We start from the raw sequence: 24,716 nt of genomic DNA on the forward strand, positions 1-24,716 counted from the left end.
AGTGCTGAGTATCCGCCGGGAAAGTGACGGGGCAGCGTGGCAGGTCTGGCCGGAACCGCAGCCCCTCCCGCCCGGCGCCGTCCGTGAAGGCGCATCCTATCTGTTCGTCCTTGAGGCATGTGACCAAGCCCCGGATACAGATCTTCTGATCGACGACGTGCCCGTTGAGGCCCTGCGATCGCGCGCGGCATGCACTGCACTCTGGCGCTGGACTCCAGGGTTCCACGCCGGTGTGATTGAGGTTCAGCTGCGCATTCCCGGCACTGGTCTGCGCAGGTTCGAGATCATTACCGATCCTGACATCCGCAAGTTAACACGCGAAGATTTCGATGTCATGGTCCGGGAAGTTCTTGAGGACACGCTGGCTCTCTTCTCGCTTAGTGCATTCCGCAAGGGAGTAGCCCGGCAGCGCGGCAATCGCCCTCCGCCTCTTGCGCGGCTCGAGTATCTGCGCTCGCGGGCGGACATGATCGTTCATACACTTGAACTCATCGCGCGTTCGCCGAGACATTATCTGCAGTCTGAGGAAGTCACGTTACCGGTGCATCAGGCGCGACACGCGACTGGGCCGGAAATCATCCGGTCGTTCCGATCGGGAGCCGTGCGGACCGAGACCGGCACACCCTCGCGCCTGCCGCACGCTCTGCGCGGCCGGCTTCCGGCTCAGATCAGAGTACGGCAGCGTCGCAACAGTGTTGATCTGCCGGAGCACCGCCAGATCAAAGCCTGCCTGATCGCCTGGGCCGCTTGGCTCAACAGCGTCGCGGACACACTGGCGAAGCTGAAACCGAATGACGACATGGAGATACGTGGCACCGCAGCGCACTGGGCCATACGTACCCGTCATATCGCCCGGCGCCTGCAGAAAGTTGCACGGGACGGATTCATGAATGAGGTCGGCGAAGGCACTGCGGCACTGCAGATGACCTCGCTTTTTCGCAATGAACCGCTCTACCTGCGCTTCTACCGGCTGTGGCAGGAGATGAATCTTGGTCTGGCGGCCCTCTTCGGCGACTTCCTGCAAATGCCGCTGGCCAGGACATATGAGCTGTATGAACTCTGGTGTTTCCTCCGGCTGCTCCGGGCCGCCGTTCAGGAATACGGGTCTGCCGGGGTTGATCTGTCTCCGCTGTTTCTGAACGATGCAATGGGCGGGGTCACGCTGGCGGCAGGTGCAGTTTCTGTTACGGTTGGAGCGGAGAGGACGCTGTGTTTCCAGCGTCAGTACCGTGAGTACTGGACGGAGACAGACGGTCAGGGCAGTTTCAGCCGGACGATGATACCTGATCTGGTCCTCACCGGAAGCGGTGCCCCGGAGAGCCCGAAGGAAGTAATCGTTATGGATGCAAAATACCGTATCGACAGTGGCCTCAATGATGCGCTGGGTTCGATCCACACTTACAGAGATGCCCTTGTCCAGGAGGCTTCCAATGGTGAAATCGAAGGCATCGTCACAGCAGCTTACCTGCTGACCCCTTATGTTCCAGAGCTAAAAAATGATTTCCGTAAAACCGCCATACCAGGAAGGCTCTTCCACCCGCACTATCGCGAGAAATTCCGCTTTGGCGCCGTTACACTCCGGCCCGGAATGAATAACGATGACATACGTGCGGCTCTGAGAAACATTGTGGCCGATGCCGCCGGTGAGGCTCCCGGTGACTGACGTGCTGACGACAGAACAGCGCCGGCTTAATATGAGCCGTATCCGAGGCCGGGACACCAAACCGGAAATGCTGATCCGCCGCGGACTGCATGCCCGCGGATTACGTTACCGGCTGCAGGACCGCAATCTGCCTGGCCGCCCTGACCTTGTCTTTCCTAAATATCGCGTCGTCATCCTGGTACACGGATGTTTCTGGCATGGTCATCACTGCCCGTTGTTTCGCCTCCCTGCAACACGGCCGGAGTTCTGGGCCGCGAAGATTTCATCCAATCAGAGACGTGATGAGCGGTCCCATGAAGCCCTCCGGGCGAAGGGCTGGAGGATTCTTACGATCTGGGAGTGCAGTCTAAAGGGCCCCGCCCGCTGGCCCGTCGGGCGTTTACTTGATACCTGTACAGAATTTATCCAGGGTGAAGAAAATACCCGTCAAATATGGGGGCTTTGGGAAACCAATGGTATTGACAATCCCGTTTAACCTGTGTTCGTCAGAGCGTCTTTGACCTCGCGCATAACTGAAAATTCACCACAACCGGACCGGCCCATATCGCGGCAATCCGCGGAGCATCTGGACGAAAGTCTGCCAAGATTCCCCCGGCCGGTGCAGTCGAAGGGCGCGCAGTGGCGCCCTGCCTGGTTCGAGATCAGGAATGGCGGCACGGAAGGCCAAGCTTCCAGCGAATCATGTCACCCACGAGCGGAAAGATGTCGTTGTGCTTCGCCCCAAACCTCATGAATCCCCCCTGATAGGAACCCATGTCACGGTTCGCATTGTCGCCCGAAGCAGGTAGGTACGAAGCAAGCGATTCGAGGCCAGAATCCTTACGCTCCTGTTCAGTGAGGTTATAGTAGCGCCACATGGGGTTCTCATGGCTGAAGTCGATGTCGCTTATGCCATTGAGAAGCGTCTCAAGATTTTCCTCAGCTTGCGCACCGCGCCGGTTGCTGAACGCAAAGTCGTACACAAGTTTAGCCAGCGCCTTGAGTACAACCGGCTGCGCGGCGACAGTTTTTTCCCGTGCCTGCTCCTCGCCCAGCCCCTGGATTGCCCATGCCGCTTCCCAGAAGTGATAAGCGATCTCCGTCTTCGGCGTGACTGCAGCAGGGGTGGCTCCGCCAATGTTAGTCTTATTCAGGAACAAGATAGCATTTACGCCAACCAAGTCCTTGCGCGTGATTGCCCCTGTATCGTTATGCCAGTCCTTCTGGTCTTTTTCCTGAACCTGGATGTTCAACCCTTCGATAAGCCGTTCCTTGATAAAAAGGTTGATCGGATTCGAACTGTCGAAGTGAAGCGCCAAGCTAACTTCAACTTTCTTACCGAGACGGTTCAGGTCGTGGAACAGTTGGCGCTCCTGTTCAATGTCCAGTCCAAGGTGAATCTCAACAGCTACCGTGCAGAAGCTGCGAGCCACGTTGAAGCACTCATTCCAGAGCATCATCTCTGCCGCAGTAATTTCCTTTTCGGATGAGTAGAGACCGCCTTTTTTAGGATAAGCGCGCTTGCTCAGAACACTGTCCAGGAACTCAAAAACCAGTTCCATTGCCTTTCTACGGTGTTGGCCGTCGACGACCCACAACACGTGACGTTGGGACAGGAAAATCTTAAACGACGCTGTTTCTTGTTCCAGCGTCACCAGCCGGTGCCCGCGCAGCGACTGCCCGGAAGCATCACAGTCACGGATATTCACAACAATTGGCTGAAGCGTCAAGTATGGCTGTTTGCCCACGACATCCTGGACTGCAATGAACTCGGGCGGTACCCCCTTTCCGTCGATGGCGCGCTTTTTGATTGCGGAATCAACTAGACCCTTCAAAATGTAGATTGCCAGTTTCTGCGCATGCGCCGGGTCCAGCTTCCGCTGCGAAATCTGTTCACCATCACGAACCGGGTCATTCGCCACTTCCGACATCTTGTAAAACTCGTGCATCGGCACATAAACAACAAACGTACGAAAGCCTAGGTTATGGCCAATAAAAACCTTCATGGGACGTTCGGACGTGTCTCCATATTCCATCAGGTCGTCCAAGGATGCCAGGGGCGTAGGGGCACCTCCAACTGCGCTGTGCATTATTATTCTCCAGGGTGTGCAGGCAACATAGCCTGGAAGAATTATATGACAGTCCTGGAAGGAAAACAACAAGTTCCCAGGATGATTTCTGGCTGCTATCCAGGGATCGAAAAAGTGTTGAAGCCAGCACCCCAGCGGCTGAAGAAGCTATGGTCCTCCCCGCCCCGACGGGAACTTTCGATAGGTATGATATTCCTATCGGAGTTATTACATAGCACGTGAAAGAGGGTTACTTTCAGAAGAGTGCAAGCGCGAGGCACTCAAGCTGGTAGGCCAGCCCTAGCCCGATACAGTTTGAAAATCTAAAATGCGCCTCCGTATCGATGAAGGAAGGCTAGGTTGAAGTCACTGTTGAGGGTACGATCCGACTTACTTCGGACTCCAGACTATCTCGCTTGTTGACAGGTACGTTATTGCTTTGGTCCAACGATGTCTCGTAGCAGAGCGGCAGTTACTCAACAGAACTTTGAAGTGCAGGGATTGTTCGTCTTGCTCACACATTTATCAAGGCCCGACAGCAGCGGCAGTAGCCATCGAGCTTCGAAATTTGCGTCCGATTGCTAATTCAATTCTGGACACAACCGTATGCTGACGAAAGAACCCCGCATTTTGTGGATACGGGGCTGACCGGCCAAGCAAAACATGCAGCACCAAGCCTTGGCAAGCTGATGACAGCGACTGAGCCACGCGGATGATTACTGAGCAACATGGCGGTGCCTTGATTAGTCAGCACAAACGACATACCTTATGAGCCAAACTAATCAATTTCCCGGTTCGATTGGTGGCCCACAACCGTGCAAAGGCGAAGAACCTACCCCACCATTGTCAATCGGCTCGAGTTGGATAATGGCGGCAGCAGTAGACCGCCGCCCGGTCAGTGGCCGAGTTTTTCTGCAAGGATCACCGCAGTCCCGGCGCAGGCGGGACATTCGACTTTAATGACATAGGTGGGGTTGCGCGCCGAGTGGCTGCCAAAGCATCTTTTTCGCTCAAACGCTCATGGAAGCAGGTGCGACCGAAGTGCTCACGTAAACCCTGGAGGATCCCGCTACCATGATTGGCGGTTGTAAAGGTACACCTGCAACCTCGCTAAAATAAGTGAGATTGAAAGTTTTAGCGAAACAGCAGCTGTGGGGATTCTACCTCTCTCTTTCAACCGCCTTTGCTCGTGGCGTCTTTCCTTGGTCAGGGGAATCGGTTGCCGTGATGGTCTGGTCTCCTACATCAGGGGTCTTTGCAGGCGTCAGGTAAATTTTCGGCCCTTGAATATGCTCGCCGGCCAGGATCTTTTCGACCATGTGACGCTTTGCGATATCGACGAAATCGTCACGCGCAGCCTCAGGGAGCTTGTCGATAGCAAACGCCTTGGCAGCGGCGACGATTCCATAGGCTGCGGCCAGATCCGGATACTTCTTCACGACAAACGCCGGCTTGGCGTCTTGGAATGCCTGGGCCTTAACTACCAGCTCCTGGTCACGCTGCGGACCCTCGGGCCCTGGCGTCGTTGGCGCTGCCTCCGCGGTGGCCGGCGCTTGCGTAGAGTTAGCATGCGCTGTCTGCTTCTCGGAGAATGGCGACTTTATCCCGCCGCTCGTCTCCCGACCTGCTCCTTTCTCGACGGTATTATTTGCTGGCCGGTTAGCAAGCTCTGCCAGATCAAGGGGCGTGGGCTTGTAACCGGCCACGGCCAAGCCCATATGGGCCGCCTCGATCCAGACGCTTCGGCGAAACTCTTCAGTACCTTTAACGGTGATGGTGTCCCAGCCACGGGCCTTAGCGATCTCGACCAGCGAACGGACTACGTCAGGATCAGCGCCGTGCGTGGCCAGCTTGTTGCCTCTGTCCGAAAATGCTGGCGTTCTGTCGTGAAAATAATACTCGCGCTCGACTTTGAGAAAACGCCATGCGACCGACTCCGGCACAACGTCCGACTTAACGTCGGCCGCTGCTGGGCCAGCTGTAGACTTGTCTAGTAGCACTCGCGCGCCAGCGGCATGCTTCGGCCTATCCTGACCATTGCTTGACCACCAGCCGATCGCCCAATTCGCCACATCGCCAAGGACAAGCCCGAGACGTCGGCGGAAACTCGAACGTGGTGCGGGATCTAGTGCATGCTTTTCGCCTGATGCGTCGGTTGCAGTTGGCTGTTCAGGAAAGTTTTCCGCGGTCGGGGACGGTTGCGACGTGGCCACTCGGGGCGCAGTGGAACCATGCTGCACCGCTGTCACCAACTGTAGTGGACTCTGCTCGATCGAGTTTTCGAGCCCATGAAATACTTTCCCGCCAAGCGCCGTCTTAGCCTCTTCCGCCCTGTAGGCCGTATCCGCTAACGCAACAAGATCCGGAGCCTGACGGGAAAACGCTTCCTTATACAGCGGTTGCCAGTAACCGATCTGGTGGCTGAGCGCTAATGCATCTTGCCGGTATTGACGATTCTCGATCGCACGAATCGCCTCGATGGCCTTACTTGCTATCGTTGTTGTTTCTTCTTTGGTCAGAGGTTCGCCGGCTTCTGCGACGTAGCTGAGAGTACTGCTGACCTCATTGGTCAAGTGCCAATCAGCCATAATTGCCTTGTGCGCTTGCTTAGCCGGCTCTATCAAATCGGGGGGCTGCTTTACGAGCTCAGCCTGATACCGTGGCTGTGCAAGGCCACTCTCGCCCATTGCATTAAGCGCGATTCGCCGTCCGGCAATGCCCAACATGCCACGCACCTCCTCAACATCGCCCGCGACCAGATCAGTGGCCTCCTTTGGGGTAAGGTCGCTGACCCGAGCGCTCATTATGATACGCGCGGTCCCGAGTACATTATTTGCGCGCTTACGATCATCCAGCGTAGACTCACTGACCGGTGCCTGCACGGCCATCTTGTCGAAAGGGAGTTCAAGCTTGCGGAGTTGAACAACGACAGGTGCGTAAGCCGAGATAGTCACTGTCTGCTGGCTATACGATGAGATGGCTTCGTTCGCCGGTTGCCTCTTAATCAATTCTGGCACTTCAACTTTAGTTTGCACGGCCGTCTGGCTGCGCCCGTGGTTGCTTTGTTTCGCCAGCGCATCAAGGAAGTATTGGAAAGCCGGGCCGACCGGTCTAGCATTAGCAATGAGGTATGCGTTTGTCGATTGGCTAACCGCCTCGAGCTGTTGCATGTGCTTGAAGTGGTATTGGACGAACGCCAGGCTATCTGGAGCGAGCTGGAGGACGTCGGCAGCCGTAGCATCCTGCTTTCCCAGGAACTCGATTGCTGCGGGCGTGATCGGCGGTATGTCACTGCGAGCGGGCGTCGTCGGAGCGTCAGTAACGACAACCTTAGCGGCTTTTCTGGTCGATGTGCGCCTCGGCTTGCTTACAGTTTCGCTCTGATCTTTCACCCCCCTATCGGGCTGTGTTCTGGCGCGCTTTGGGGGCGACGGCTTGGCTGCTGGAGTACCAGGATCCAGAGCTTCCGTCTGCGCCTGCCCGCGGCTCTTACCCGCCCTTGTCCGGGCCGTTTTTTGGATATGGGCCATCCCTGCCACCGGATTGTCGACGACGCCTTGCCTGGCCCCCGCGGCTCTGGGCGTCTCCTGGGCAGATTCAGCAACTACTGCAACCCCTGCCTGGAGCTCTCCCTGCTCAAGCGTCGGATGCTCCATGGCTATGCTCAGCGAAAGCTGCTGGGTGTTGCTCTCTTCGTTCTGTGTGCTCATGTTTTCGGTCCTTAAGCTTCAACTGCTGTCATAAAGGAATCGAAAGTCTTTCGCAAGTCGTCACTGGTCAGCTGTTCTCCTTTCGGTACCTGGACCTTCGAAAAATCTGCCGCGAAGTCGGTCAGCTTCAATTTGCCGACCTTGGAAACGTCCTGGGGCGTGATGTCGCGCGGCGCCCTGCTCTTGCGCGAAATTTCCTCTGTCTCTTTGAGCGGCGGGGGCGGCGGCGGCATCGTGAGCTCGATCGGCCGGATCTGAGGAAGAGATCGGTTGGCGCGCCGAAGGAAAACTAAACGCTGCCAGTACCAGATCTTCCGACAGAAGATCGGCGGACAATGCTCGATGAATACGATCTCGTTATTAATCCCCATCATCTTCACTTCCTGGGGATTCAGCAGAGGCCGGGCCACTTTAGACTTGGTGACACTTCCAACCTGCGAACTCCTGGCTGGACGGGAATGCGAAATATGCTCGGCAGTAAAGGTCCCGAGCTCGCGGGATATATCGGCCGCATATTCGCTGTCATTGGGGGCGTAGACGACCCGCGCCCCACAGCACGCGATAATGTTCTTGGTCTGATCCGGGCCATACACAGCGCGCAACTGGGGGATCGAGTGCGCAATCAGTAGCGGACGTATCCCGTAGCCGCCCATCAGCTGGATGCTGTTCTCAATAATTGGCATGCGGCCTAACGCAGCAAATTCATCCATGATCGGCAACAATTCATGCTTGATGGTTGGATCGTCTTCCGGCATTGCGTCCATATTCGCGTCCAGCAACTGAGTGAAGAAGAGATTCATCAGCAGCGACAGACGGGTCAAATCTCCAGGATTGACGCCAAGGTAGATCGATAGGCGCTTACGGCGTAGGTCGTAGAAGTTGAAAGAATCGGCACTTGTGGCCGCGTCGATGAGCGGATTAGTCCATAGCTGTAGTTTGGCCGTGAAGGTTTTGCGCACCGATGACTGAGTCTGCGGGCTCAGGGCAATGAAGTCGTATAGCATTCGCTTGCAGGTCGAGGACAGGGGAGCGCTGGCCTCATCGCGCTCTCTGATAATTTTCCTCCAATGGTCGCTAACGGAGTCATCCGCACCATGCATGATCTGGCGGACCATTTCGCCCAAGGTGCGCGGAAGCGAAGGTGTCTCGATCACATACAGGCCGACGCCAAGGAACAGATCACGACAGGACGCTGGCCAGAACGGGTCGCCGGACGCGGGATCTGGCGAAAGCTGGTTGGCGAGCTTCTGCAGCGCGCTGACGCGCAGCGGTGGATCGTCCGGCACGTAGTGTGGCGATATCGGATTCCATTGGGCGGTAAGGCCTTCGGTCGACAGAGGATCGAACAAGTACACTTGGGAGAACAGACGGCGGTAGCCCGCCGTGATCCGGTAACACTCCCGGCGAACGTCATTGACAATCAAGCTCCCTTTCCAGGACAAAGCGTTGGGCTGGACGAGACCGGCCCCCTTCCCAGAACGTGGTGGGGCTACGACGATGGCCGCGAGCTGCCGGCCAAGGACCAGATACCGCCTCCCCCATCGTCCGAGCACGATCCCGAGTTCGCCAAACAGGCCGGCCTTGGTTACCTCGCGCAGCGTAGCGAAGCGCGCATCGCCGTGCAGCGATCGACTGATCGGCCTAAACAGATAGGATACGCCTGCAACTGCTGGCAAAGCGCCCGCGGTCAGGCATCCGATCAGCCACTGTCGGGTGTACGGGTCGGAGCCGTAGTGCTGCCAGTACCGTACCACCGTCATTGGCGTGGCGGCCGTAGGTGGAAGCACGGGACTGGAAAGCCTGATCAGGAATAGGTAGCTCGCCAGGTAGAGGGCGATGAGCACGCTTCCAAGCAGCAGTCCGCTAAAAGCCAGCGCTTTGTAACGCAGGCTGTCGATCGGCGTGATAAGCATTGGGTCTCCTATCCAAGTTGACGCGCCGCGAAAGCCGGGTCGTAGTACACCTCGGTTGCGACCCGGCGACCGCCGGGCAGGCGCTCCATCTGCACCACGATGTCGACCAGTGTGTACAAATTGTCGGTAATGTCTGCCAGCTCCAAGCCCGCGCCCTCCACGCTACCTTTGATTAGTAAGGCCAGGCGGCGAAACGCGAGCTTGGCGCGGGTGGCGTGTACAGTGGTAATCGTCCCCGGGTGGCCTGAATTGAGAACGTTTTGGATGAAGAAGAACGTTTCGTCCCCGCGGAGCTCGGCCAACAGCACGCGATCGGGACGCATCCGTAGCGTCGCTTCGAGCAGATCCCGCGCTTTCAGTTTCGACAGGCCGTTCTCGCCCTTTTTGTATTCGAGGTTGACCTGGTTTGGATGCGACAAGCGCATTTCCCGGGTGTCCTCGACAGTAATGATCCGCTCATGTGGTGGAATCATGGCAGCCAGGGCATTGCTGAGTGTGGTCTTCCCAGATCCGGTTGCTCCAGACGACACGATGTTCTTGCGCCCTCTAACGGCGGCTCTGAAGAAATCCGCCCAAGCACAATTGCGGAACAGGTCAAGCATCGCACGCTCGCCGTCTGGCAAGCTGTCTTCGAGTCTGGTTCGGTCCTCCGCAGCCAGCAGCAGCGATTGTTCACAGCGAGTGCTTTCGAAAGTGCCGCCGTCAATGATCTCATCCACTGTGAGTATCTTCCCAATCGGGCGCCGGGTCGTGAACGAGATCTTTCCCGCCTCGATCGCTGGCGGAATCACAACCTGGACGCGCAGGCCTCCTGGGATTTGCGCGCCAAGCAAAGGCCAACCCTCGGTCAGGTCCTGATTGGCCTGATTCCGCAGGAGCATGGCCAGTCCTTCGCACCACTTATAAGAGAGTGCGTCGTTGAGTACGGTCTCCCAGCCGTCGCGTCGTTCCAGCAGTACTTCACCTGGCCGATTGATCACGAGCTCGGTGACGGTCTCGTCGGCCAAGTGCTCAGCAATGGGCTGCAAGTGCAAGTCCAGTGTCGACGCGTTCGCGTCCAGAGGCAGATTCTCGGCTTTCATGCTTACCTCACTCTCTCAAGCTGGTAAACGTCGCGAAAGTCCACATCTCCGGCCAAATAGATCAGGACTTGGGCGGCGTGCGGCCGCGTAATGGTGGGCGGAATGTTGACCGTACTTTTCAGCACCTCGGACAAGACATCTTTTGGGCCCGTGATAGGCGGGAACGAAACCGTCGTATTGTTGCTTCCGCTCTGGTGGGTAGCGATCAGGTATGGGCCAATGTCCGTAATCAAGCTCAAGGCGATTGCCGCTCCGAAGCGATCCCAGAAGTGGTTATCAACTTGTCCGGGAATGCCTGGACGTCCAAGAAAATCTGCGGCGTCCGCAGTGAGAGGCACCATCACGTGTTGAGGAGTTTCGCAGCGGTGCCAAATGATTCCGACCCGGCGTTGGCCTTGGGTGATGCCTCCGCCCTGCCTGCCGATGCAGATTGTACCGCGGTCCATCAGCGATACCTTGTTGTCGGCGCCGGTTGCATCTTCGCCGGTAACGCAGCTGACGATGCCGCTCAGCGTAGTGTCGATCGCCGGCAGTACCGTGCACGGGATGAGCTTTCCACGGGTCATCATCAGAGTCGGGTCGGGCAACATATAAGCGCGCGAATCAGCGACGTTGGCCAATGCGGAATTACTGGTACCCGCCGGGTGTGACATGCCGTGCGCCTTTGCTTCAACCATCGGTGCGCCCGCTTCGATCGCCGCGGCATGATCGCCCGACACCGCGCCGCCAGCGGCGCTTAGATGGCCATCCAGGCTGAAGCGCACTTCGCCTTTCAGACGGCGCTCGCGCACCAGCTCAGTCACGGTTTTCGCAGGTGGCGAGCCAGGGGCGACGCCCGCGCAGCCCGTCATTCCGCCGCTCTGCTGCAGGGGCGGCGGTTTGCCAAGCGCGTCCCCTGGAGGCGCAACCGATACCAGCTCGGGGCCGGGATCTGGCATCGTCAGCGGCGGCAGGCCAACGGTAGCTACGGTACGACTGATATCCTTCGGCGGGACCTTCTCCTCCTGATATTTGTCGTACATGCTCGCGTAATACTTGTACAGAAAGACCACAGCCAGCGCGCAGGCCCCGCACGCGACAGTCCAGTTAATGACCTTGTTCTGCCGCGTAAGGCCCTTGTTGACTGAGCCAAGTTCACGTTCGCCCTCGATGCCTTCGTCTTCTTCTTCGGCGTCCAAAACCTGATGCCGGGATTTGAACAGGGACTTAAGCAGGTTCATTTTCCGGCTCCTTTCAGGACGCGGTTCACTTGAGGCGATGCCGTACTAGTGGCGGGGCGCGGGGCACCCGGGTCATAACCTTCATTGAATACGCAGGCGATCTCTTCCCCAGTCTGTAGAATAAGCTTGCGGCGTACGCCCTGAACATGCACAACATCGTCGCTAACGTTAATGTTCTCGATTCGCTTCACGGTACCGTCTTCGTCGGCCTCGTAAATACCTGGGATACTCGACCGGGCGCCAAAACGCAGGAATGTCGTCCGGCCGTCATCCCATGCCTCAATCGGAGCCAGATCGCTTGCCCCCTGAACCGAATAGCGGCGATTGGCAACCGGAGATGCGGCCTCGAGCAGGTCACGTATCTGTTCGGACTCCTTAGCTGCCGTCTCCGTGATCTGCGCGGGGACTGGGTAGCGGAAGTAGACGGTCATGAAAGCGATCTCGCCCTTCCCCTTGTTGGCCAACTTCAGGTCGAAGCTATAGGCGCGTTTGTTAGTCACGACATGCAGGTTTGCATCCGCCATTGCCGCAGCAGGCTTGAGGAACACGCCATCACGCGCCTTGCGGGTAGCAGCACCCCATGCCTCGACGTCGCCACCCGTCATGTCAACGATCTTCTCGTCCTGGTCAAAGACAATCTGGGTCAGGATGCCTACGCGGGTGTAGATCGTCACTACGTCGTGCGGATCGTAGGTGGCGAACCGAATTCTCGCGTCCTTTTTTCCGGCCTCAGGCAGTTGGGCGCCGTGCGCGGTGGCGGCCATTGACAGACCTGTTAGCGCACATAGAAGTCGCTTGTTCATGGCGTAACTCCCTGGGCGTTTCCCGGAGCAACCAGTGCCATTTGAGACCCGTGGGTCTGGTGGGAAGCCTGCCGCACTGGCGTAGGGGGCGGGGCAGGTTTGGTAGCAGTGAGGTCACGATCGGAAGTGTAGTCAGTGACTTCCATCCCCAGATCATTGACGCGGCGATCGCGCTCGTTCGTAGGTTGGTTTACCCAGCGGAACGAGAGGTTCGCAACCCAGGTGCTTGGCGAAGGATCCTCAACGCCGTTCAGCGTTTCAGTCCGCGTGAAGCTGGCGCGCGCGCCGATCGCCACGCCCAGCCCGTTGCGTAGAACCGTGATTGCACCGACCTTGGTGCGCACCTTGCGTTCTTTCTTGAATTTGTTCGGTGGGGACTCCGGGTTGGACTTGTCCCACTTCCGCGCCCACTCGGCCTGCAATTGCGGACTAAGGAAGGCCGCGCAGTGGTAGTAGTGCGTGTCGGCCTGCTCATAGCTGTAACCTTCGCAGGCTGTCACCAGGGTGTCGATGTTTCGGCGAATCGTGGCCTCTTCCGGTGACATCTGAAAATCAGCCAGGGAAATTAGCGGCTGCACGACGCCGCCGGCCTTGTCCACCACAAGTACTTCGGGCGGCGGTGCTGGCCGCATCGATGTCTGGACCGCTCCCCAGGCAATAGCGAATGCTGCGACTGCCAGGCCGCCGAACGCGCCGGTAACACGCCAGGCAATGCGGCGCGAGCGCTCATCCGTCACGGCACGCCGGTCGGCTTCGTCGGCTGCCAGATCCAGCAACTGCTGTACCTCCGTGTGGGTCTCGATCAGCTCGCGTATAGCGGCCATTTGACTGATTAATTTATCGGCATCACGTTGCTTTCTCATCACATGCTCCTTAAACGGCGGTCCCGCAGCTTGGATGAAACACGTCGGCATGGGCCGGGATATTGATCGGGCGACGGTCTCTGCCATCGCAGGTTCCGAGGGTGCTCGCACATCCGGCAAAGGTACTGGCCATGGCCAGCAGGATCAGTATTCTGCGCATGGTCTTCCTCACGGTTCGTAGGTAAGGTACATCGTCTCAGACCGGTTCTTAGCCGAGCCATACCCCTCATAGTTAAGGCACCTATCCGGCTTCTTCGCCTTAGCCGGTTGGATCGTATTGCGCTTGCGGTTGTGATACGAGTTCCAGGCGCTGCGGGCGATCTTCTTGCTAGCACGCTCCATCGGTCTACCTGCGTAGGCCCCAAGCCTTGCCCCTCCTTTGCCGAGCTTCAGACCGCCGCTTCTCAGTAATCCTGCAGTGAGCCGGCCCATACCGAACGAGGACAGAGATACTCCACCCGCAAGGCCTGCGGCGATGGTCAGGACTGAAGCAAGGGCAAGGAGCGAAACAAGTCCCATGGCAAAGAACGGGAATACCTGGGCCACCTCGGTGGTAGCCGTCATGGCGGCGGCGCCGCTCGCGGCGCGGGCGAACAGCTTCATAATGAGCAGGTTCACCATCACGACTAGCACAGGAATCAGGAAATAGTTTGCCAGCTGGCGGATCCATGAATTGAAGAAACCGGCTGTCGCCTGGAATAGTAGGCCGAGGAAGAATAGAGCTCCGAGCCCGATCAGCACGGTCAGCGCAACTTTCGAAAGTGACATCAGGAAGAAGCCATAAGCGGTAACAACGATGGTCAGAAACCACACCGCCAGCGCCACGAAGTACATGCCCATGTCGCCGTCGAGTACGCCAGCTTTCGCCCAGAACCGCGCGCCGAGATCGAAGCCTTGTGCGAGCATCGCATCGAGACCGTTCACTACACCGTTTGGTCCGCCCGACCTAGCCAAGCCAGCCACAAACTCGTCTGGACCGCGCAGAAGAGTATTGGTGATGAGGATGTTGTAGTTTGCGAGATTGAACCCGATCCCGAACACGACGCACACCATAATGATCCGGTTGATGAATTCGTTAGCCGGCTCCTTAATCAGTCCGCGGTAGTGAGCGAAGCCCCACATGGCCACGTACAGCGTCAACATGGTGAATGCGAACGGTCCGATGGCGCGCGTGACAGCGACGACGCTTTCGCCGACATAACTTTCGCAAACTGCATTGATGTAGTTAAGGCTATCTGTGTAGAGGGTTAGCGGCGCGGCCATGATGTCGCTCCTTATGGAACGGCTCGCGGCATGCCGGAAGCATTTCCTGCAGAAGCCACTCGGTCAGCACGATGCACATTGACGCAGTTCGGGTCCCGCCCGATGCGTCCAGGATCATTACTGCACGCGGCGCTGACGCGCAGCCGAAGGTCCGGGTGCGCCAGATATTCTTCGACGGTGTAAATGCGGTCTGCTGGTACCAGCGGTACTTCCCTCTTGCAGCCGGTCACCGCAAGGTGCATCAGCAAAATCGGAACTAAACGTTTCATCGAGTTCTCCTCTGTGGATGGATGCGGGTCCGTTAGAGTTCTGGCATATCGAATTTCGGGATCTCGGTACCAGCTGATGCAGCCCGCATCTGGCTGATCATCAGACGTTGCGCGCGCTCCTGTGCCGCGGCGGCGCCAGCGGCGGCCTCAAGCTGGTTCTGATCCTTGAGCAGCGCGGCGTGCTCGATGGCGATGCGATTTGCCAGGTCGTAGGCCGCTTTAGGGTCCTCAGTCGTGGCTAAGGTGCTGATTAAGGCTTGCAGGCGTGATTGCCGGGCGGCCGCATCGTTGAAAGCGGTTTGAGTCATCGCTTGGTTCGCGGCCGATAGATTTTGTGCCTGGGCCAGGAACTGCTGAAGTTGTAGGGTCATATGCGCCGCCTGCTGATGGTTTAGCACGGCTTGCGACTGGCGGATTTCCTGCGCGAGGGATGACAGGCTTCTCATCGACCGCTCCCAGTCAGCTGGCAATGCTGCGGTCATCGGAGGCAGCACTCTTTCCATGCCACGTGTACCGGTGAGCGCCCTGTATTGAGCGGTCATGCTGTCGATCTGGGCTCGCATCTGCTTGTACTGCTCAACCCAAGCCGCTACTTGCTTCGCGGCCTGTGCGGTGTTAATGGGGTCATTAACAATTAACGCCGCGCTGGCCTGGATCGATGTGCTGGCCAAGACGGCAGCGAGAAATATGACTCGGAAGTTCATGACGCTTTCCTTTCCTCGTTGAAGTGGGGAACCCAGGCATCCGGATCTTCGCCGTACTGCGCGATCATCCGGTCCATCAAAGCTAGATTGGTGGTCCGGGCCGAAAGCACGGCCATGTCGTCGTCCATCCCGTCCAAGGGAAGCCTGACTACTGTCGAATGCCGGCCCTGTTTAAGCAGGAACATGCCGCAGCCCTCGGGCAGGTCGGTCTTGATTAACTTGAATTCGCGCTCGGACAGACCGAGATATTCCCGGTACTCCTTTCGATCAGCCTGCGGGTTCGGGAACAGGATCAATGTAGGACATTGCTCGATGAGCGTGCGGGCGATCTCCAGCCTGAGTGCATCACTGGGCGACTGCGTGTCGAGGACGACAAAGCCGTTCAGCTTCCGCACAGTCTTCAGCGCCTTCTTGAAATAGGCTGCGTAGTGGGAGTCGCCAAGTGGCTTCCAGAACTCGGCAACGAACAACCCGAAGCGACGTCCGTCGACCAGGCGCGAAGCGAGGTGCAGCAGGTGCATATTGATCGGCGTACGCAGCTCCGGGTCGTCCAGATAAGCCGTAGTGTCGAAGGCCGTAACCGGTGCGTCCCCAAGCTCGCCGGCGATGGTGGGTACTGGATTGTCGAATACCCAAGCCAGCGGGCCGTCTTCCCGTCCCATTTCGCGTGAATGACACCAGCGCGCCAACCGATCGTAGATGTCTCCCTTCGGCAGAAAGTCCAGCACGCGGCCGAGACGCCTCAATTCACGCGGCTGGATATGCAGCACTGCGTCGATTGCCCTGTCGACGTCCTTACATTCCTGCACAGTCAGAGGCTTGGTATCGATCTCGATTCCGTTTTCAGTGACGACTGTTCTGCTCATCAGCTTGCGGACCAGAACTTGCAGGTGCCGCCGGGTTTCCGGCTCTTCTGGATCGAGCGCGAACGGCGCGAGCCCTGTTGGTTCGTTGAGACGCAGCGGATAGACCTTGCCACGCAAACGCCGCACGGCTATTTCAGTATCCCGATCGGTAGAGAACAATACCGAGGTCATTCCGAACTTCTGCATCATCGTCAGCGTGAAAGTAACGGTCGCTGTCTTACCGGACCCGGTTGGCCCCATCACCAGGGTGTTCGCGACATCCTTCTTGTTGCCGCCGTTCTTTGCTTTCGGGTCCGACGCATGCAGGTTGAAGTAATGGGGGGTGCCGGCGGCCGTCATCAGCATTGTGATCGCAGGTCCCCAATGGTTGTCGCTGCGACGGCCGGTCGGAAAATTGTGTAGGGGGATGAAGCCACAGAGATTGCGGCTGTTGATCGGGGATAGGCGCGGCCGCATCGCGAAATTCGCAGGTAGCTGTGCCCAATAGGCTGCCTCCACAACCAGGTCTTCGCGCGCCGGCTTGATGCCGGCATCGATCAGCACACCCCGAGCGTCGGCCACGTTCTCCTGCAGGTCATCCAGGTTGTCGGCTTTTACCATCACACTGTAGTGCTGGCCGCCCATGACAGTCCGGCGCGCGATCAGGTCGTCGGCCAGGGCAGGAATTTCATCTATCTGAGACTGCGCAGCGTCGCCAACGTTTTCCATGCGGCGGCCCTTGAGCTGCATTTTGAGCAATGCTGCATCCTTGGCATGGAACTCAAACGACTGGGTAACGACCAGTTCGAAGGGAAGCGTCAGCAGGTCATCCAGGAACAAAGGATTGGTTTCGGATGGATACGCTTCAATCCCCAGCATTGCAGCAAAGCGAGTGCCCGCAGGATTGAGTATCTTTACCGATTCGTCGCCGAAAACTGGGCGCATCCCGCCGACCAGATGCCTGAGAGGGACTGGAGCGTAAGGGACACGCTCCCACGTGCCGCTCAAGAGATAGTTGAAGAATTCGGCTGGTGCAGAGAAAAGTACGCCGTCGTGTTCATAAAGCCCCAGACATTCGGCCTCGTAGTAACCCAGAGCGGCGACTACGTCGGCCACCATCCGCTCCAGTTCTGCAACTTGCTTTATACGTGCTTTCCTGATCTCTTCCGGGCTGCGAGCCGCGAACAAAGCGGCGAGTAGGCCTTCCGTTCGACTCCCGTATGGACGCAGCACGACAGTGATATACAGTTCGTTCGCCATCAGCCGTTCAGCGCCGACTTTGGTCTTGTAACGTTCGTTAAGCTCACTCGCGTATCCTGGAGAAAAGTCTCCTCCTGGGTACCGGTTCTCTTCGCGTCGCACGATGTGCTGCCACATCGTGACCCGCGGGTCTGCCAAGCTCATTACGATCCTGTTCAAGCGGTCGTGCCGATTGTTGATGGCATCATCGTCGGCGCACTCGAATGCTGCGCCAGCCAGCCGCAGAACGCATAGGCATTCACCGGCAATGGTATCGACGATGCTGCGCGTCAGATGGCCTACGTAAGGTATGTGCTTGGCTGCAGGCGTTTCCCGCCGTGCAGCGCTTTGTCGCTTTTCGGAAGTAGTCATGCTTGTTTCTCCTTTTTCAGGCGGCGCTTGATGCGCCACCGATTGAAGAAGCCGAATCGTTCCCTGAACGTCAACGGGCTGTACGAGGCCGCGGACCAGTACCAGCGCGACGCAATGAGCGTGCCTAATGTTGTACGCGCCCACAACGCCAGCAGCTCGAAGGTGCGTGGATCTTTTAACGTGATGAGATAGAAAATTCCGTGGACCGGAATGCACATCAGGATCCATAGAAGGTTTTCGGTCAAAGCGAGCGCTTCGACCGAAACCAGCATGTTTAACATCACGGCCCCGTAGGGCACGCCCAAGACAGTCGAGGGCCGGGTGAGTCCGACCGCAAGCGTATCGATGTTGACGCCGTCCTCGTTGTCCATATCAGGTCCCCGTCCAGGCACGGAGCATCGTCACAACCTGGTCGCGGCCGAAGAACAACGCGGTGCCAACGATCGCCCCAACAAACCATCCCCAATTGACGCGTCCTGTCCACGCCAGCGTGCCCACCACGGCGACAGCGAGCGGAATGATTGGGGTTAGAAGTTGCACGAACCAGTTCGTGGCCTGTGTGCCGGCGCCGGTGAACTGAGCGAATACCGGTGATGTCTGCAAGGCACATAGAGTTGCCATCAGCATCAAGCTGACAGCGCGGTTGACGTTGATACGCATGGTGAAGCCCTCCTAAGGGGTGGTTGGAAAATCGGATATCTCGGGATCTGGAGCACGGTTGTACGGGTTCCAGAAAGTGGCTGCTCCGCTTGCGCGCTGAGCAGGCACATAGCTGGACTGGCGCTTGAGCTTGACAACAGGCCTGACGGGATCAAGCGGCCCCTGCCGACCGTGTACCGCGGCGATTTCTCGATGTAGCGCTTTGATGTTTTCTGAACGGCGGTGTACTTCCTCCGCTCGCTCGGTATTCGCTGCAGCACTGAAAGCTGCCTGCGCGTTTGCAAGCTTTTGATATTCCGCGATCAATTCCATGCGAAGAATCACGCGCCGATCATCGTCGCGTGCTTGCTGTTCCTCCATACCAACCGTTTTCTCAGAAGCCTGAGCTAACGCACATGTGGCATAAGGAATTAGTAAAAAAATAACACAAAAGAGCCTGTGCATAAAATCCCTTGAATCCAGGAAATTGAATGAGGTCGAATTCTTTAAAGTAATAATTAAATTTTTAAGCAAATCGCCTAGAATTGACTTTTGAATAACGTCTGAAAGTTAACCATCTGCGCCTCGGCCCGGCTTTGAGTAAACGCATATTTCGACCGTTGACTTAACACTAAAGTTACTTAGCGCCGAGCCGCGCAACACGGTGCGCCGATGGAGCCGAATCATGAGAATTAAAAAAAGATTAACGGCAACGGATTTCGAATTGCTTCGCGCTCATCTCAGGAATTTTGAAAAAAAGAATGTTCATGCACTTCGTCGCATCTTAGTTGACGGAATAATGCAGAAAGAACTTGCGCTCGAGCTTGGAATGAGTAAGGAAGCGGTCAGCGCAATGGTAGGCAGAGCGTGGAGAATCTATTTACAGCACGGTCAGAGGCCCGAAGGGTGGAGGACCGTAGAGGTCACGCTTCCCTTGGAATACGCCGACGTTATTGAAGAACTTGCAAATATTCTTAATGCGAGGAAGCACCGATGAAGAAATTTACGGCTGTGAACCAAAAAGGTGGGGTTGGCAAAACCAACACGAACTGTAATTTCGCGTTCTACCTTGCCGAGTGCGGACACCGTACGTTAATCATCAACGGTGATGAGCAGGAAGATGCTAACGACACAATGGCAGATTTTCTTCTTCCGGGATTGTTTACCCATCAACTGTTTGAGCAAAAGCTGCTCGAAGTGCCCGCTTTTTCAAATAAACTAACACTGATACCATCTCATCGGGAATCGTTGCGCGAAATTGAAGAGTCTGCCGTTGATGACATGGAGTTGGTGACTAATCTAATTTGCCGTTTGGGCGAACTAGCTCCCTATTTTGATTATGCGATCTTTGACACCGCAGGCGCTAACAGCCGAATTGCAAACGCTTTTCTGATCGCCAGCGATTTCGCAACTGTGCCCACCAAAATTGACGAACACAGCATTAGAGAAACGGTAGAAACCATCGGAAGAATTGGCGGAATAAAGTCTCATCCAGATCCACGGGTGCGAAACGAGAACCTTGTATTCTTGGGAATTCTCGTTAATGAGTACGACCCTCGACAGCCTTACCAAGTAAAACAGTTTTCTTCTCTGTTGAATACGCATGCCGACTTGATGGTGCCGTTCGCGATAACGGACCGCCAAGCATATCGGGAAGCAATCAGCTCCAGGGTGCCGGTCTGGCGATTGAAGAGTGAAGAAGGTCGCTGTATCAAGACTACCGCCAGAGAGGCCGGCAAGGAAATCCATGCGGTCTTTACATATTTCAAAAGAATAATCGACTCACCTACGGTGACGCGATGAGGGCATTGACTAAGCTAAATCAGGGCGGCAGTGTCGGCGGAAGAGCCGAAGGCACGCTTCCCGAGATGCCGTTGGCGAAGATCGTTCGCGACCCCGAAAATCCGCGACCCCCGCTGAACTTGCGCACGCTAGATGAGCAGAAGCGGCAAGCCGAGCTAAATGCAAATGTTCAGCAACGTGGGGTAAAGTCTCCTATATCACTGCGCCCACACCCGACCTTAGCTGACATGTGGGTAATCAATTATGGACACTGCCGTTACGATGCTGCTGAAGCAGCTGGTTTCGCGACGATCCCCTACTTCATCGACCCGAACTTCGACAGCTACGATCAAGTAGCTGAGAACCTGCATCGCTCTGACCTGTCGATTTGGGCAATTGCAGCGTTCATCAAGCGGAAGTTAGACGAAGGGCACTCGAAGTCGCATATTGCAGAAAGGCTGGGAAAAGAGGGCCAGAACTACGTCACGGAACACCTGGCCCTCATAGACGCACCGAACTGCGTTCATCAGGCATACGCCAGCGGAGTCAGGTCTCCGCGGACCCTTTACGACCTGCGCCGCGCGTACGACGAGTTTCCCGAGCATGTGGAGGAATGGTGCAACGGCGGGGGGCAGGTCACGAGGGATACCATCAGGGAGGAGTTAGGAAAACTACGTCATGACGTAGCAGGAGCGTCAGCGGCGAGCGATGTGGGTTCCTCTCTGCAAGAGTTCGGCGCTCCGCCCCAAGACGCTAGCGCAGCGAGAGACAGCGGTCAAAGCAGTCGGCAAGCAAAGGCAGGACCTGGCAAGCCGCTGCTATGTCATCACGTAACGCCGGCACCTGAAATCGACGATCGACCTCGCTCGTCTGGGGTACCTGATGGCGTAGAAGCTTCCTCCATCGTAGCCCCATCGCTAGCTGATACAAGGATGCTCCTTTCCCCCAACAATTGCACTGACATGCTCGTTTTCTATCGAGGTAGAAAAGCGAGACTTGTATGCAGCGCCACAGTCAAGATCATCGTTGAGGGGGACATTAATCCCTTAGAGGTACCGCTGACTGAACTCGTTTTCGAGTGGGCGAATCAACAGCGGCCGTTTGCCAGTCCAAATGATTAGTGAGGCTTAACATGTACAACGCAGGTAGGAAGATCGCCGGAGGCATAGGACGAGCCGCGTGGAGCCTCGTGCGGCTCGTGCTCTACGTGCTGCTGCTTTTGCTCGGTCGAGTAGTGCTTCCGATCGCCAGCTTGGCGACCACGGTTGGGATCGTCGTCTTCCTGTTCTGCCTGATGTTTCGGCCAGACCTTCCTATCGCCATGTGGGCTGGCGGGGGACTTGCCGTCGGCGCCGGCGCCACTTCAGCGTTCTACGAAGCTGCGTTGCGTGCTGTGGCTCCTACTGACGTCGTGATTGTCAGCGATGTTTAAGGTGTTTGCCCGCAGCCTCAAAGGGGCGAGGACCAGATTGTTAAGCTCGAAGAGGTTAACAATTTAAGACGGCAGTCTATCCTGCCCCCCAAGATTCCCCCCCCCAAGATTCAAAACCACAAGCAAGACGGGCTCGTTGGCGCCTAGGTGGGAAGTACTGGACCGTACCCAATTCGCGAATGCAGTTTTGCTTAGGAGACTTGTCATGCCAGTCATTGGAGCAAAGGTCAGTGCGGAGTTAAAGGTCAGTTTCGACTCGATAGCGGTGTCCCGGGATACGACTTCGTCGAGCCTCGCAGCGCTGCTGATCAAGGAGTTTATCAATCGGGAATTAAGGCAACCAGGGTGCGTCGACCTAAAGCCCCGCCCATCAGCGGTGCCATCGTACGGAACCGGCCAGGGAACGAAGACCGAGCAGGTATTCGTTCGCATGGAGCCCCAATATTTCTCCGAACTCGGCCGCTTGGCGGCACAGCGGCTCTGGCCACGGGGGACCTACCTCGGCAACCTATTTCGTGCTCATCTCGATCAGCGCCCGGTGTTGTGTGACCTCGAGATCAACGCCGTGCGTCAGGTTGCCCGCCAGCTGGCGCACATGGGTCGGAATATGAATCAGATCGCCAGCAAGCTGAACACATCGACCGAGCATTCGTATCTTGCGATGTCGATCGATTTCGAGTTGATCAAGATGCTGATCGAGCTCGAAACCAGTACGGTGAAGAACTTGTTGAAGGCAAACGTTCGCGGATGGGGGATCGGTAATGCCGAAACATGAGATTTTATGTCCAGACCGCCCTGGGCGCCGGTCCGGCATCCAGCGGCTGGTGTACCTGCCACAGACGCATGGTGGTTCGGGAGGGAGGACCTCATCTAAATCTGGGCAGCGCGACAATCGAGATTGGTCGACAATCAAGGCCCAGCTACGCCGAACAGTCAGGCGAGCACCCGAAGTCGTCATCAACGTCAAGGGTAGCCGTCGTGGGCCCGAAGGAGCCCAAGCCGCAAGCGAAGGCGTCATGCGCTATATGATGTACATCTCGCGCAATGGGCGCCTGTTGATCGTTAATGAACGCGGCGACCAGCTGAGTAGTCGCGCGGCGATCAGGGAAGCACACGCGTCTTGGGATCTGGACATGCAGCGGACGCGCGGCAGTAAGAACGAGCCGCTTCATCCGTCGTTCAACATCATCTTCTCAATGCCGGCAAAAACCGACCCGGACAAGATGCTGGCTGCAGTTCAGGCATTCGCACGCGATCGATTCCATAGACACCAGTATGTGTTGGCAATACATACGAAGGAAACCGATCCGGCAGACAATGCTCCTGAACATCCCCACGTGCATCTGATCCTGCGGGCAGAAGACGAAGATGGACGTCGTATTCATATCCGGAAAAGCGATCTGCGATCTTGGCGAGAAGGCTTCGCCGAACAGCTGCGCGCGCGCGGTATCAACGCCAATGCAACGTCGCGCGCAGAGCGCGGCCAGTCCTTCAAATCCATGAGCAGCGCTGAATGGCATATCCAGCGGCGGTACAAAGAAGGCTTACGCACTGGAAGGGCCTCCGAATCGCCGCGAGCGAAATCGCTTCGCTTCGTGGAAGCTGCCAAAGAGCTCCAAGACGGTGACAATAAACCGAAGCCGTGGGAAGTCGCCATGGCGGCGCGTCGACGTGATGTTGCACGCGACTTGGCTAAGAATGCCGCCCTATTGCGTCAGGAAGGGGACGACGAGTTGGCCGACCAAGTTGATCGGTTCATGCAGAACTTGCCACCCTTGGACACGGAACGGCGCCAGATTCAGCGAGCCCTGGTTGAGCAAGTCCGGAAACGCCAGCACGAACGCGGCCAGGACAAGCAGAATGATATCGAACCAGAGGTCTGACTGCCTACGACTGCTTGCAGAAAATTAGGTCGCTACGACCTAAGAAACCTCAAAAATCGATAAGTTAATTAGACTTATGATGCTCATGATTCCAGCATTGCTGGCGGGTTATCTAGGTCTGATAGACCTACCATCAGCGAAGCCGGCAATTTGTGACACGCGTCGGTATCAAAACTGATGTTGCGCATATCAACTACGCGAGGGCATTATGGTGTTTCTCATTTCGATACAAGAGCTTGAAGCGACGATAAATAGAATCAGAAATACCGCACCTCCAATCGACGGCGTTCTTTCGCCAGAGCTTCGGGTCTTGGCAGAGATATACGGTACGATGATTTACGAGCATTCTCTCTCGATTGATCTCGATCAGCTCAGCGAAAGCACGAAACTCATGGTCCTCTACTGCTTAGGTTTATACAGAGCGAGTGTATTACCTTAGAGAAATGAATTCCGCATTTCTCTTGACGACTGTAAGCCAGGGGCTTCTGATGCGCGCAAGTAAACGCACTAGGACTGATACCTGATAACCACAATTTCTTCAACCTATCAAGGAACTTGCCACATGGGTTTTCCAAAGGGATGGTCGATGAAGTACATATGGTACAAGGGTTGACGTCGCCGCATCTCAGGATATGCCTTGGCACGTGTGGGCTCCTCTTGGAGGTAGCTCGGCGCGTTCAGGAAGTGATCGTAAACGCTGTTCTAGCTATTCGACGTCGCGCAAGTACTCGCCCTTGCTAATGCAATTGTGAACAGCGGCACCGGCTTGTCTCCTGAGGTCGACTCGATAGTTAAGATGAGTCTGCAGAATTCTCATAAAATAACATTAGGGCTAAAGCAGACACTGTTTACTCTGACAGCTTGCTAGGTCAAACATGTTGCCTGTTACCAACTAGCCTTGCTCCTCATTCCCAACAACCACGCGCCAATCGAAAGGGCATGCTCTCTGAGCGTAAACAACTTCAGTGTTGAGACAACACACTAGG

Annotated in this window: 23 protein-coding genes; 9 read left to right on the forward strand and 14 right to left on the reverse strand. The window is 56.6% G+C overall.

Translation table 11 applies throughout. The annotated features are described in order from the left end of the window. Position 1: 1 nt before the first annotated feature. A complete protein-coding gene (locus V7778_RS02155) occupies positions 2-1,663 on the forward strand; it encodes a DUF2357 domain-containing protein (protein ID WP_335551709.1) in 1,662 nt (553 codons plus the stop codon). Beyond that, positions 1,656-2,138, forward strand: a complete 483-nt coding sequence (locus tag V7778_RS02160) for a very short patch repair endonuclease (RefSeq protein ID WP_442920682.1) — start codon at positions 1,656-1,658, stop codon at positions 2,136-2,138. Before V7778_RS02155 ends, V7778_RS02160 begins: the two co-directional genes overlap by 8 nt. A 166-nt stretch (positions 2,139-2,304) precedes the next feature. Here the strand turns inward: V7778_RS02160 and V7778_RS02165 are convergent, their stop codons facing one another. From V7778_RS02165 to V7778_RS02230, 14 genes are all read right to left on the reverse strand, one after another. Next, complete coding sequence (locus V7778_RS02165) at positions 2,305-3,690, reverse strand: DNA sulfur modification protein DndB (RefSeq protein ID WP_335551710.1); 1,386 nt, start codon at positions 3,688-3,690, stop codon at positions 2,305-2,307. A gap of 1,181 nt (positions 3,691-4,871) precedes the next feature. Beyond that, positions 4,872-7,421, reverse strand: a complete 2,550-nt coding sequence (locus V7778_RS02170; protein ID WP_335551711.1) for an LPD7 domain-containing protein — start codon at positions 7,419-7,421, stop codon at positions 4,872-4,874. Between the two features lie 11 nt (positions 7,422-7,432). Continuing rightward, positions 7,433-9,334 carry a type IV secretory system conjugative DNA transfer family protein gene (locus V7778_RS02175; RefSeq protein ID WP_335551712.1) on the reverse strand — a complete coding sequence of 634 codons (1,902 nt, stop codon included), beginning with the start codon at positions 9,332-9,334 and terminating at the stop codon, positions 7,433-7,435. Positions 9,335-9,342: 8 nt separating this feature from the next. Then, positions 9,343-10,416, reverse strand: a complete 1,074-nt coding sequence (gene virB11 / locus V7778_RS02180) for a P-type DNA transfer ATPase VirB11 (RefSeq protein WP_335551713.1) — start codon at positions 10,414-10,416, stop codon at positions 9,343-9,345. Positions 10,417-10,418: 2 nt separating this feature from the next. Beyond that, entirely contained in the window at positions 10,419-11,636 is a 1,218-nt protein-coding gene (locus V7778_RS02185) for a TrbI/VirB10 family protein (RefSeq protein ID WP_335551714.1), read from the reverse strand. After that, positions 11,633-12,439 (reverse strand): TrbG/VirB9 family P-type conjugative transfer protein, encoded by an 807-nt coding sequence (locus V7778_RS02190; protein WP_335551715.1) that lies wholly within the window; start codon positions 12,437-12,439, stop codon positions 11,633-11,635. The genes V7778_RS02185 and V7778_RS02190 overlap by 4 nt, the downstream gene beginning before the upstream one ends. Beyond that, positions 12,436-13,302: a virB8 family protein gene (locus tag V7778_RS02195; RefSeq protein WP_335551716.1), complete on the reverse strand. Its 867-nt coding sequence runs from the start codon at positions 13,300-13,302 to the stop codon at positions 12,436-12,438. The genes V7778_RS02190 and V7778_RS02195 overlap by 4 nt, the downstream gene beginning before the upstream one ends. Before the next feature lie 168 nt (positions 13,303-13,470). Continuing rightward, the gene (locus tag V7778_RS02200) at positions 13,471-14,565 is read right to left on the reverse strand and encodes a type IV secretion system protein (protein WP_335551717.1); all 1,095 of its coding nucleotides are present in this window, start codon (positions 14,563-14,565) and stop codon (positions 13,471-13,473) included. An 11-nt stretch (positions 14,566-14,576) separates the two neighbouring features. After that, positions 14,577-14,834 (reverse strand): EexN family lipoprotein, encoded by a 258-nt coding sequence (locus tag V7778_RS02205; RefSeq protein ID WP_335551718.1) that lies wholly within the window; start codon positions 14,832-14,834, stop codon positions 14,577-14,579. A 32-nt stretch (positions 14,835-14,866) separates the two neighbouring features. Next, positions 14,867-15,538, reverse strand: a complete 672-nt coding sequence (locus V7778_RS02210; RefSeq protein WP_335551719.1) for a type IV secretion system protein — start codon at positions 15,536-15,538, stop codon at positions 14,867-14,869. Then, the gene (locus tag V7778_RS02215; protein WP_335551720.1) at positions 15,535-17,994 is read right to left on the reverse strand and encodes a VirB4 family type IV secretion/conjugal transfer ATPase; all 2,460 of its coding nucleotides are present in this window, start codon (positions 17,992-17,994) and stop codon (positions 15,535-15,537) included. The genes V7778_RS02210 and V7778_RS02215 overlap by 4 nt, the downstream gene beginning before the upstream one ends. Continuing rightward, a complete protein-coding gene (locus V7778_RS02220) occupies positions 17,991-18,365 on the reverse strand; it encodes a type IV secretion system protein VirB3 (protein WP_335551721.1) in 375 nt (124 codons plus the stop codon). The genes V7778_RS02215 and V7778_RS02220 overlap by 4 nt, the downstream gene beginning before the upstream one ends. A 1-nt stretch (position 18,366) precedes the next feature. Further along, entirely contained in the window at positions 18,367-18,654 is a 288-nt protein-coding gene (locus V7778_RS02225; RefSeq protein ID WP_335551722.1) for a TrbC/VirB2 family protein, read from the reverse strand. A gap of 12 nt (positions 18,655-18,666) precedes the next feature. Then, complete coding sequence (locus tag V7778_RS02230) at positions 18,667-19,014, reverse strand: hypothetical protein (RefSeq protein ID WP_335551723.1); 348 nt, start codon at positions 19,012-19,014, stop codon at positions 18,667-18,669. 304 nt (positions 19,015-19,318) lie between these two features. On the opposite strand from V7778_RS02230, the gene V7778_RS02235 reads away from it, so the two are divergent. The 7 genes from V7778_RS02235 (at position 19,319) to V7778_RS25105 (ending at position 24,169) form a co-directional block, all read left to right on the forward strand. Continuing rightward, positions 19,319-19,630, forward strand: coding sequence for a TrfB-related DNA-binding protein (locus tag V7778_RS02235; protein ID WP_335551724.1), 312 nt, complete (start codon positions 19,319-19,321; stop codon positions 19,628-19,630). Further along, positions 19,627-20,436 (forward strand): ParA family protein, encoded by an 810-nt coding sequence (locus V7778_RS02240; RefSeq protein WP_335551725.1) that lies wholly within the window; start codon positions 19,627-19,629, stop codon positions 20,434-20,436. The genes V7778_RS02235 and V7778_RS02240 overlap by 4 nt, the downstream gene beginning before the upstream one ends. Further along, a complete protein-coding gene (locus V7778_RS02245) occupies positions 20,433-21,536 on the forward strand; it encodes a ParB/RepB/Spo0J family partition protein (protein ID WP_335551726.1) in 1,104 nt (367 codons plus the stop codon). Before V7778_RS02240 ends, V7778_RS02245 begins: the two co-directional genes overlap by 4 nt. Positions 21,537-21,547: 11 nt before the next feature. After that, on the forward strand, positions 21,548-21,847 hold the full coding sequence (locus tag V7778_RS02250) for a hypothetical protein (protein WP_335551727.1): 300 nt from the start codon (positions 21,548-21,550) through the stop codon (positions 21,845-21,847). Positions 21,848-22,052: 205 nt separating this feature from the next. Next, positions 22,053-22,622 (forward strand): hypothetical protein, encoded by a 570-nt coding sequence (locus V7778_RS02255; protein WP_335551728.1) that lies wholly within the window; start codon positions 22,053-22,055, stop codon positions 22,620-22,622. Positions 22,623-22,863: 241 nt separating this feature from the next. After that, entirely contained in the window at positions 22,864-23,730 is an 867-nt protein-coding gene (locus V7778_RS02260; protein WP_335551729.1) for a relaxase/mobilization nuclease domain-containing protein, read from the forward strand. A 208-nt stretch (positions 23,731-23,938) separates the two neighbouring features. Further along, on the forward strand, positions 23,939-24,169 hold the full coding sequence (locus V7778_RS25105; RefSeq protein ID WP_442920683.1) for a DUF3717 domain-containing protein: 231 nt from the start codon (positions 23,939-23,941) through the stop codon (positions 24,167-24,169). Positions 24,170-24,716: the final 547 nt, after the last annotated feature.

It is taken from the genome of Massilia sp. DD77 (assembly GCF_036961685.1).
In the GTDB taxonomy this organism is placed as follows: domain Bacteria; phylum Pseudomonadota; class Gammaproteobacteria; order Burkholderiales; family Burkholderiaceae_D; genus Telluria.

What these genes read in the sequence shown, in the direction of transcription:
- V7778_RS02215 (WP_335551720.1), bottom strand. Translation starts at nt 17,994, where the DNA reads ATGACTACTTCCGAAAAGCGACAAAGCGCTGCACGGCGGGAAACGCCT.
- V7778_RS02255 (WP_335551728.1), top strand. Translation starts at nt 22,053, where the DNA reads ATGCCAGTCATTGGAGCAAAGGTCAGTGCGGAGTTAAAGGTCAGTTTC.
- V7778_RS02170 (WP_335551711.1), bottom strand. Translation starts at nt 7,421, where the DNA reads ATGAGCACACAGAACGAAGAGAGCAACACCCAGCAGCTTTCGCTGAGC.
- V7778_RS02185 (WP_335551714.1), bottom strand. Translation starts at nt 11,636, where the DNA reads ATGAACCTGCTTAAGTCCCTGTTCAAATCCCGGCATCAGGTTTTGGAC.
- V7778_RS02235 (WP_335551724.1), top strand. Translation starts at nt 19,319, where the DNA reads ATGAGAATTAAAAAAAGATTAACGGCAACGGATTTCGAATTGCTTCGC.
- V7778_RS25105 (WP_442920683.1), top strand. Translation starts at nt 23,939, where the DNA reads ATGGTGTTTCTCATTTCGATACAAGAGCTTGAAGCGACGATAAATAGA.
- virB11 (WP_335551713.1), bottom strand. Translation starts at nt 10,416, where the DNA reads ATGAAAGCCGAGAATCTGCCTCTGGACGCGAACGCGTCGACACTGGAC.
- V7778_RS02250 (WP_335551727.1), top strand. Translation starts at nt 21,548, where the DNA reads ATGTACAACGCAGGTAGGAAGATCGCCGGAGGCATAGGACGAGCCGCG.
- V7778_RS02240 (WP_335551725.1), top strand. Translation starts at nt 19,627, where the DNA reads ATGAAGAAATTTACGGCTGTGAACCAAAAAGGTGGGGTTGGCAAAACC.
- V7778_RS02220 (WP_335551721.1), bottom strand. Translation starts at nt 18,365, where the DNA reads ATGGACAACGAGGACGGCGTCAACATCGATACGCTTGCGGTCGGACTC.
- V7778_RS02175 (WP_335551712.1), bottom strand. Translation starts at nt 9,334, where the DNA reads ATGCTTATCACGCCGATCGACAGCCTGCGTTACAAAGCGCTGGCTTTT.
- V7778_RS02230 (WP_335551723.1), bottom strand. Translation starts at nt 19,014, where the DNA reads ATGGAGGAACAGCAAGCACGCGACGATGATCGGCGCGTGATTCTTCGC.
- V7778_RS02210 (WP_335551719.1), bottom strand. Translation starts at nt 15,538, where the DNA reads ATGAACTTCCGAGTCATATTTCTCGCTGCCGTCTTGGCCAGCACATCG.
- V7778_RS02260 (WP_335551729.1), top strand. Translation starts at nt 22,864, where the DNA reads ATGCGCTATATGATGTACATCTCGCGCAATGGGCGCCTGTTGATCGTT.
- V7778_RS02200 (WP_335551717.1), bottom strand. Translation starts at nt 14,565, where the DNA reads ATGGCCGCGCCGCTAACCCTCTACACAGATAGCCTTAACTACATCAAT.
- V7778_RS02225 (WP_335551722.1), bottom strand. Translation starts at nt 18,654, where the DNA reads ATGCGTATCAACGTCAACCGCGCTGTCAGCTTGATGCTGATGGCAACT.
- V7778_RS02245 (WP_335551726.1), top strand. Translation starts at nt 20,433, where the DNA reads ATGAGGGCATTGACTAAGCTAAATCAGGGCGGCAGTGTCGGCGGAAGA.
- V7778_RS02190 (WP_335551715.1), bottom strand. Translation starts at nt 12,439, where the DNA reads ATGAACAAGCGACTTCTATGTGCGCTAACAGGTCTGTCAATGGCCGCC.
- V7778_RS02195 (WP_335551716.1), bottom strand. Translation starts at nt 13,302, where the DNA reads ATGAGAAAGCAACGTGATGCCGATAAATTAATCAGTCAAATGGCCGCT.
- V7778_RS02205 (WP_335551718.1), bottom strand. Translation starts at nt 14,834, where the DNA reads ATGAAACGTTTAGTTCCGATTTTGCTGATGCACCTTGCGGTGACCGGC.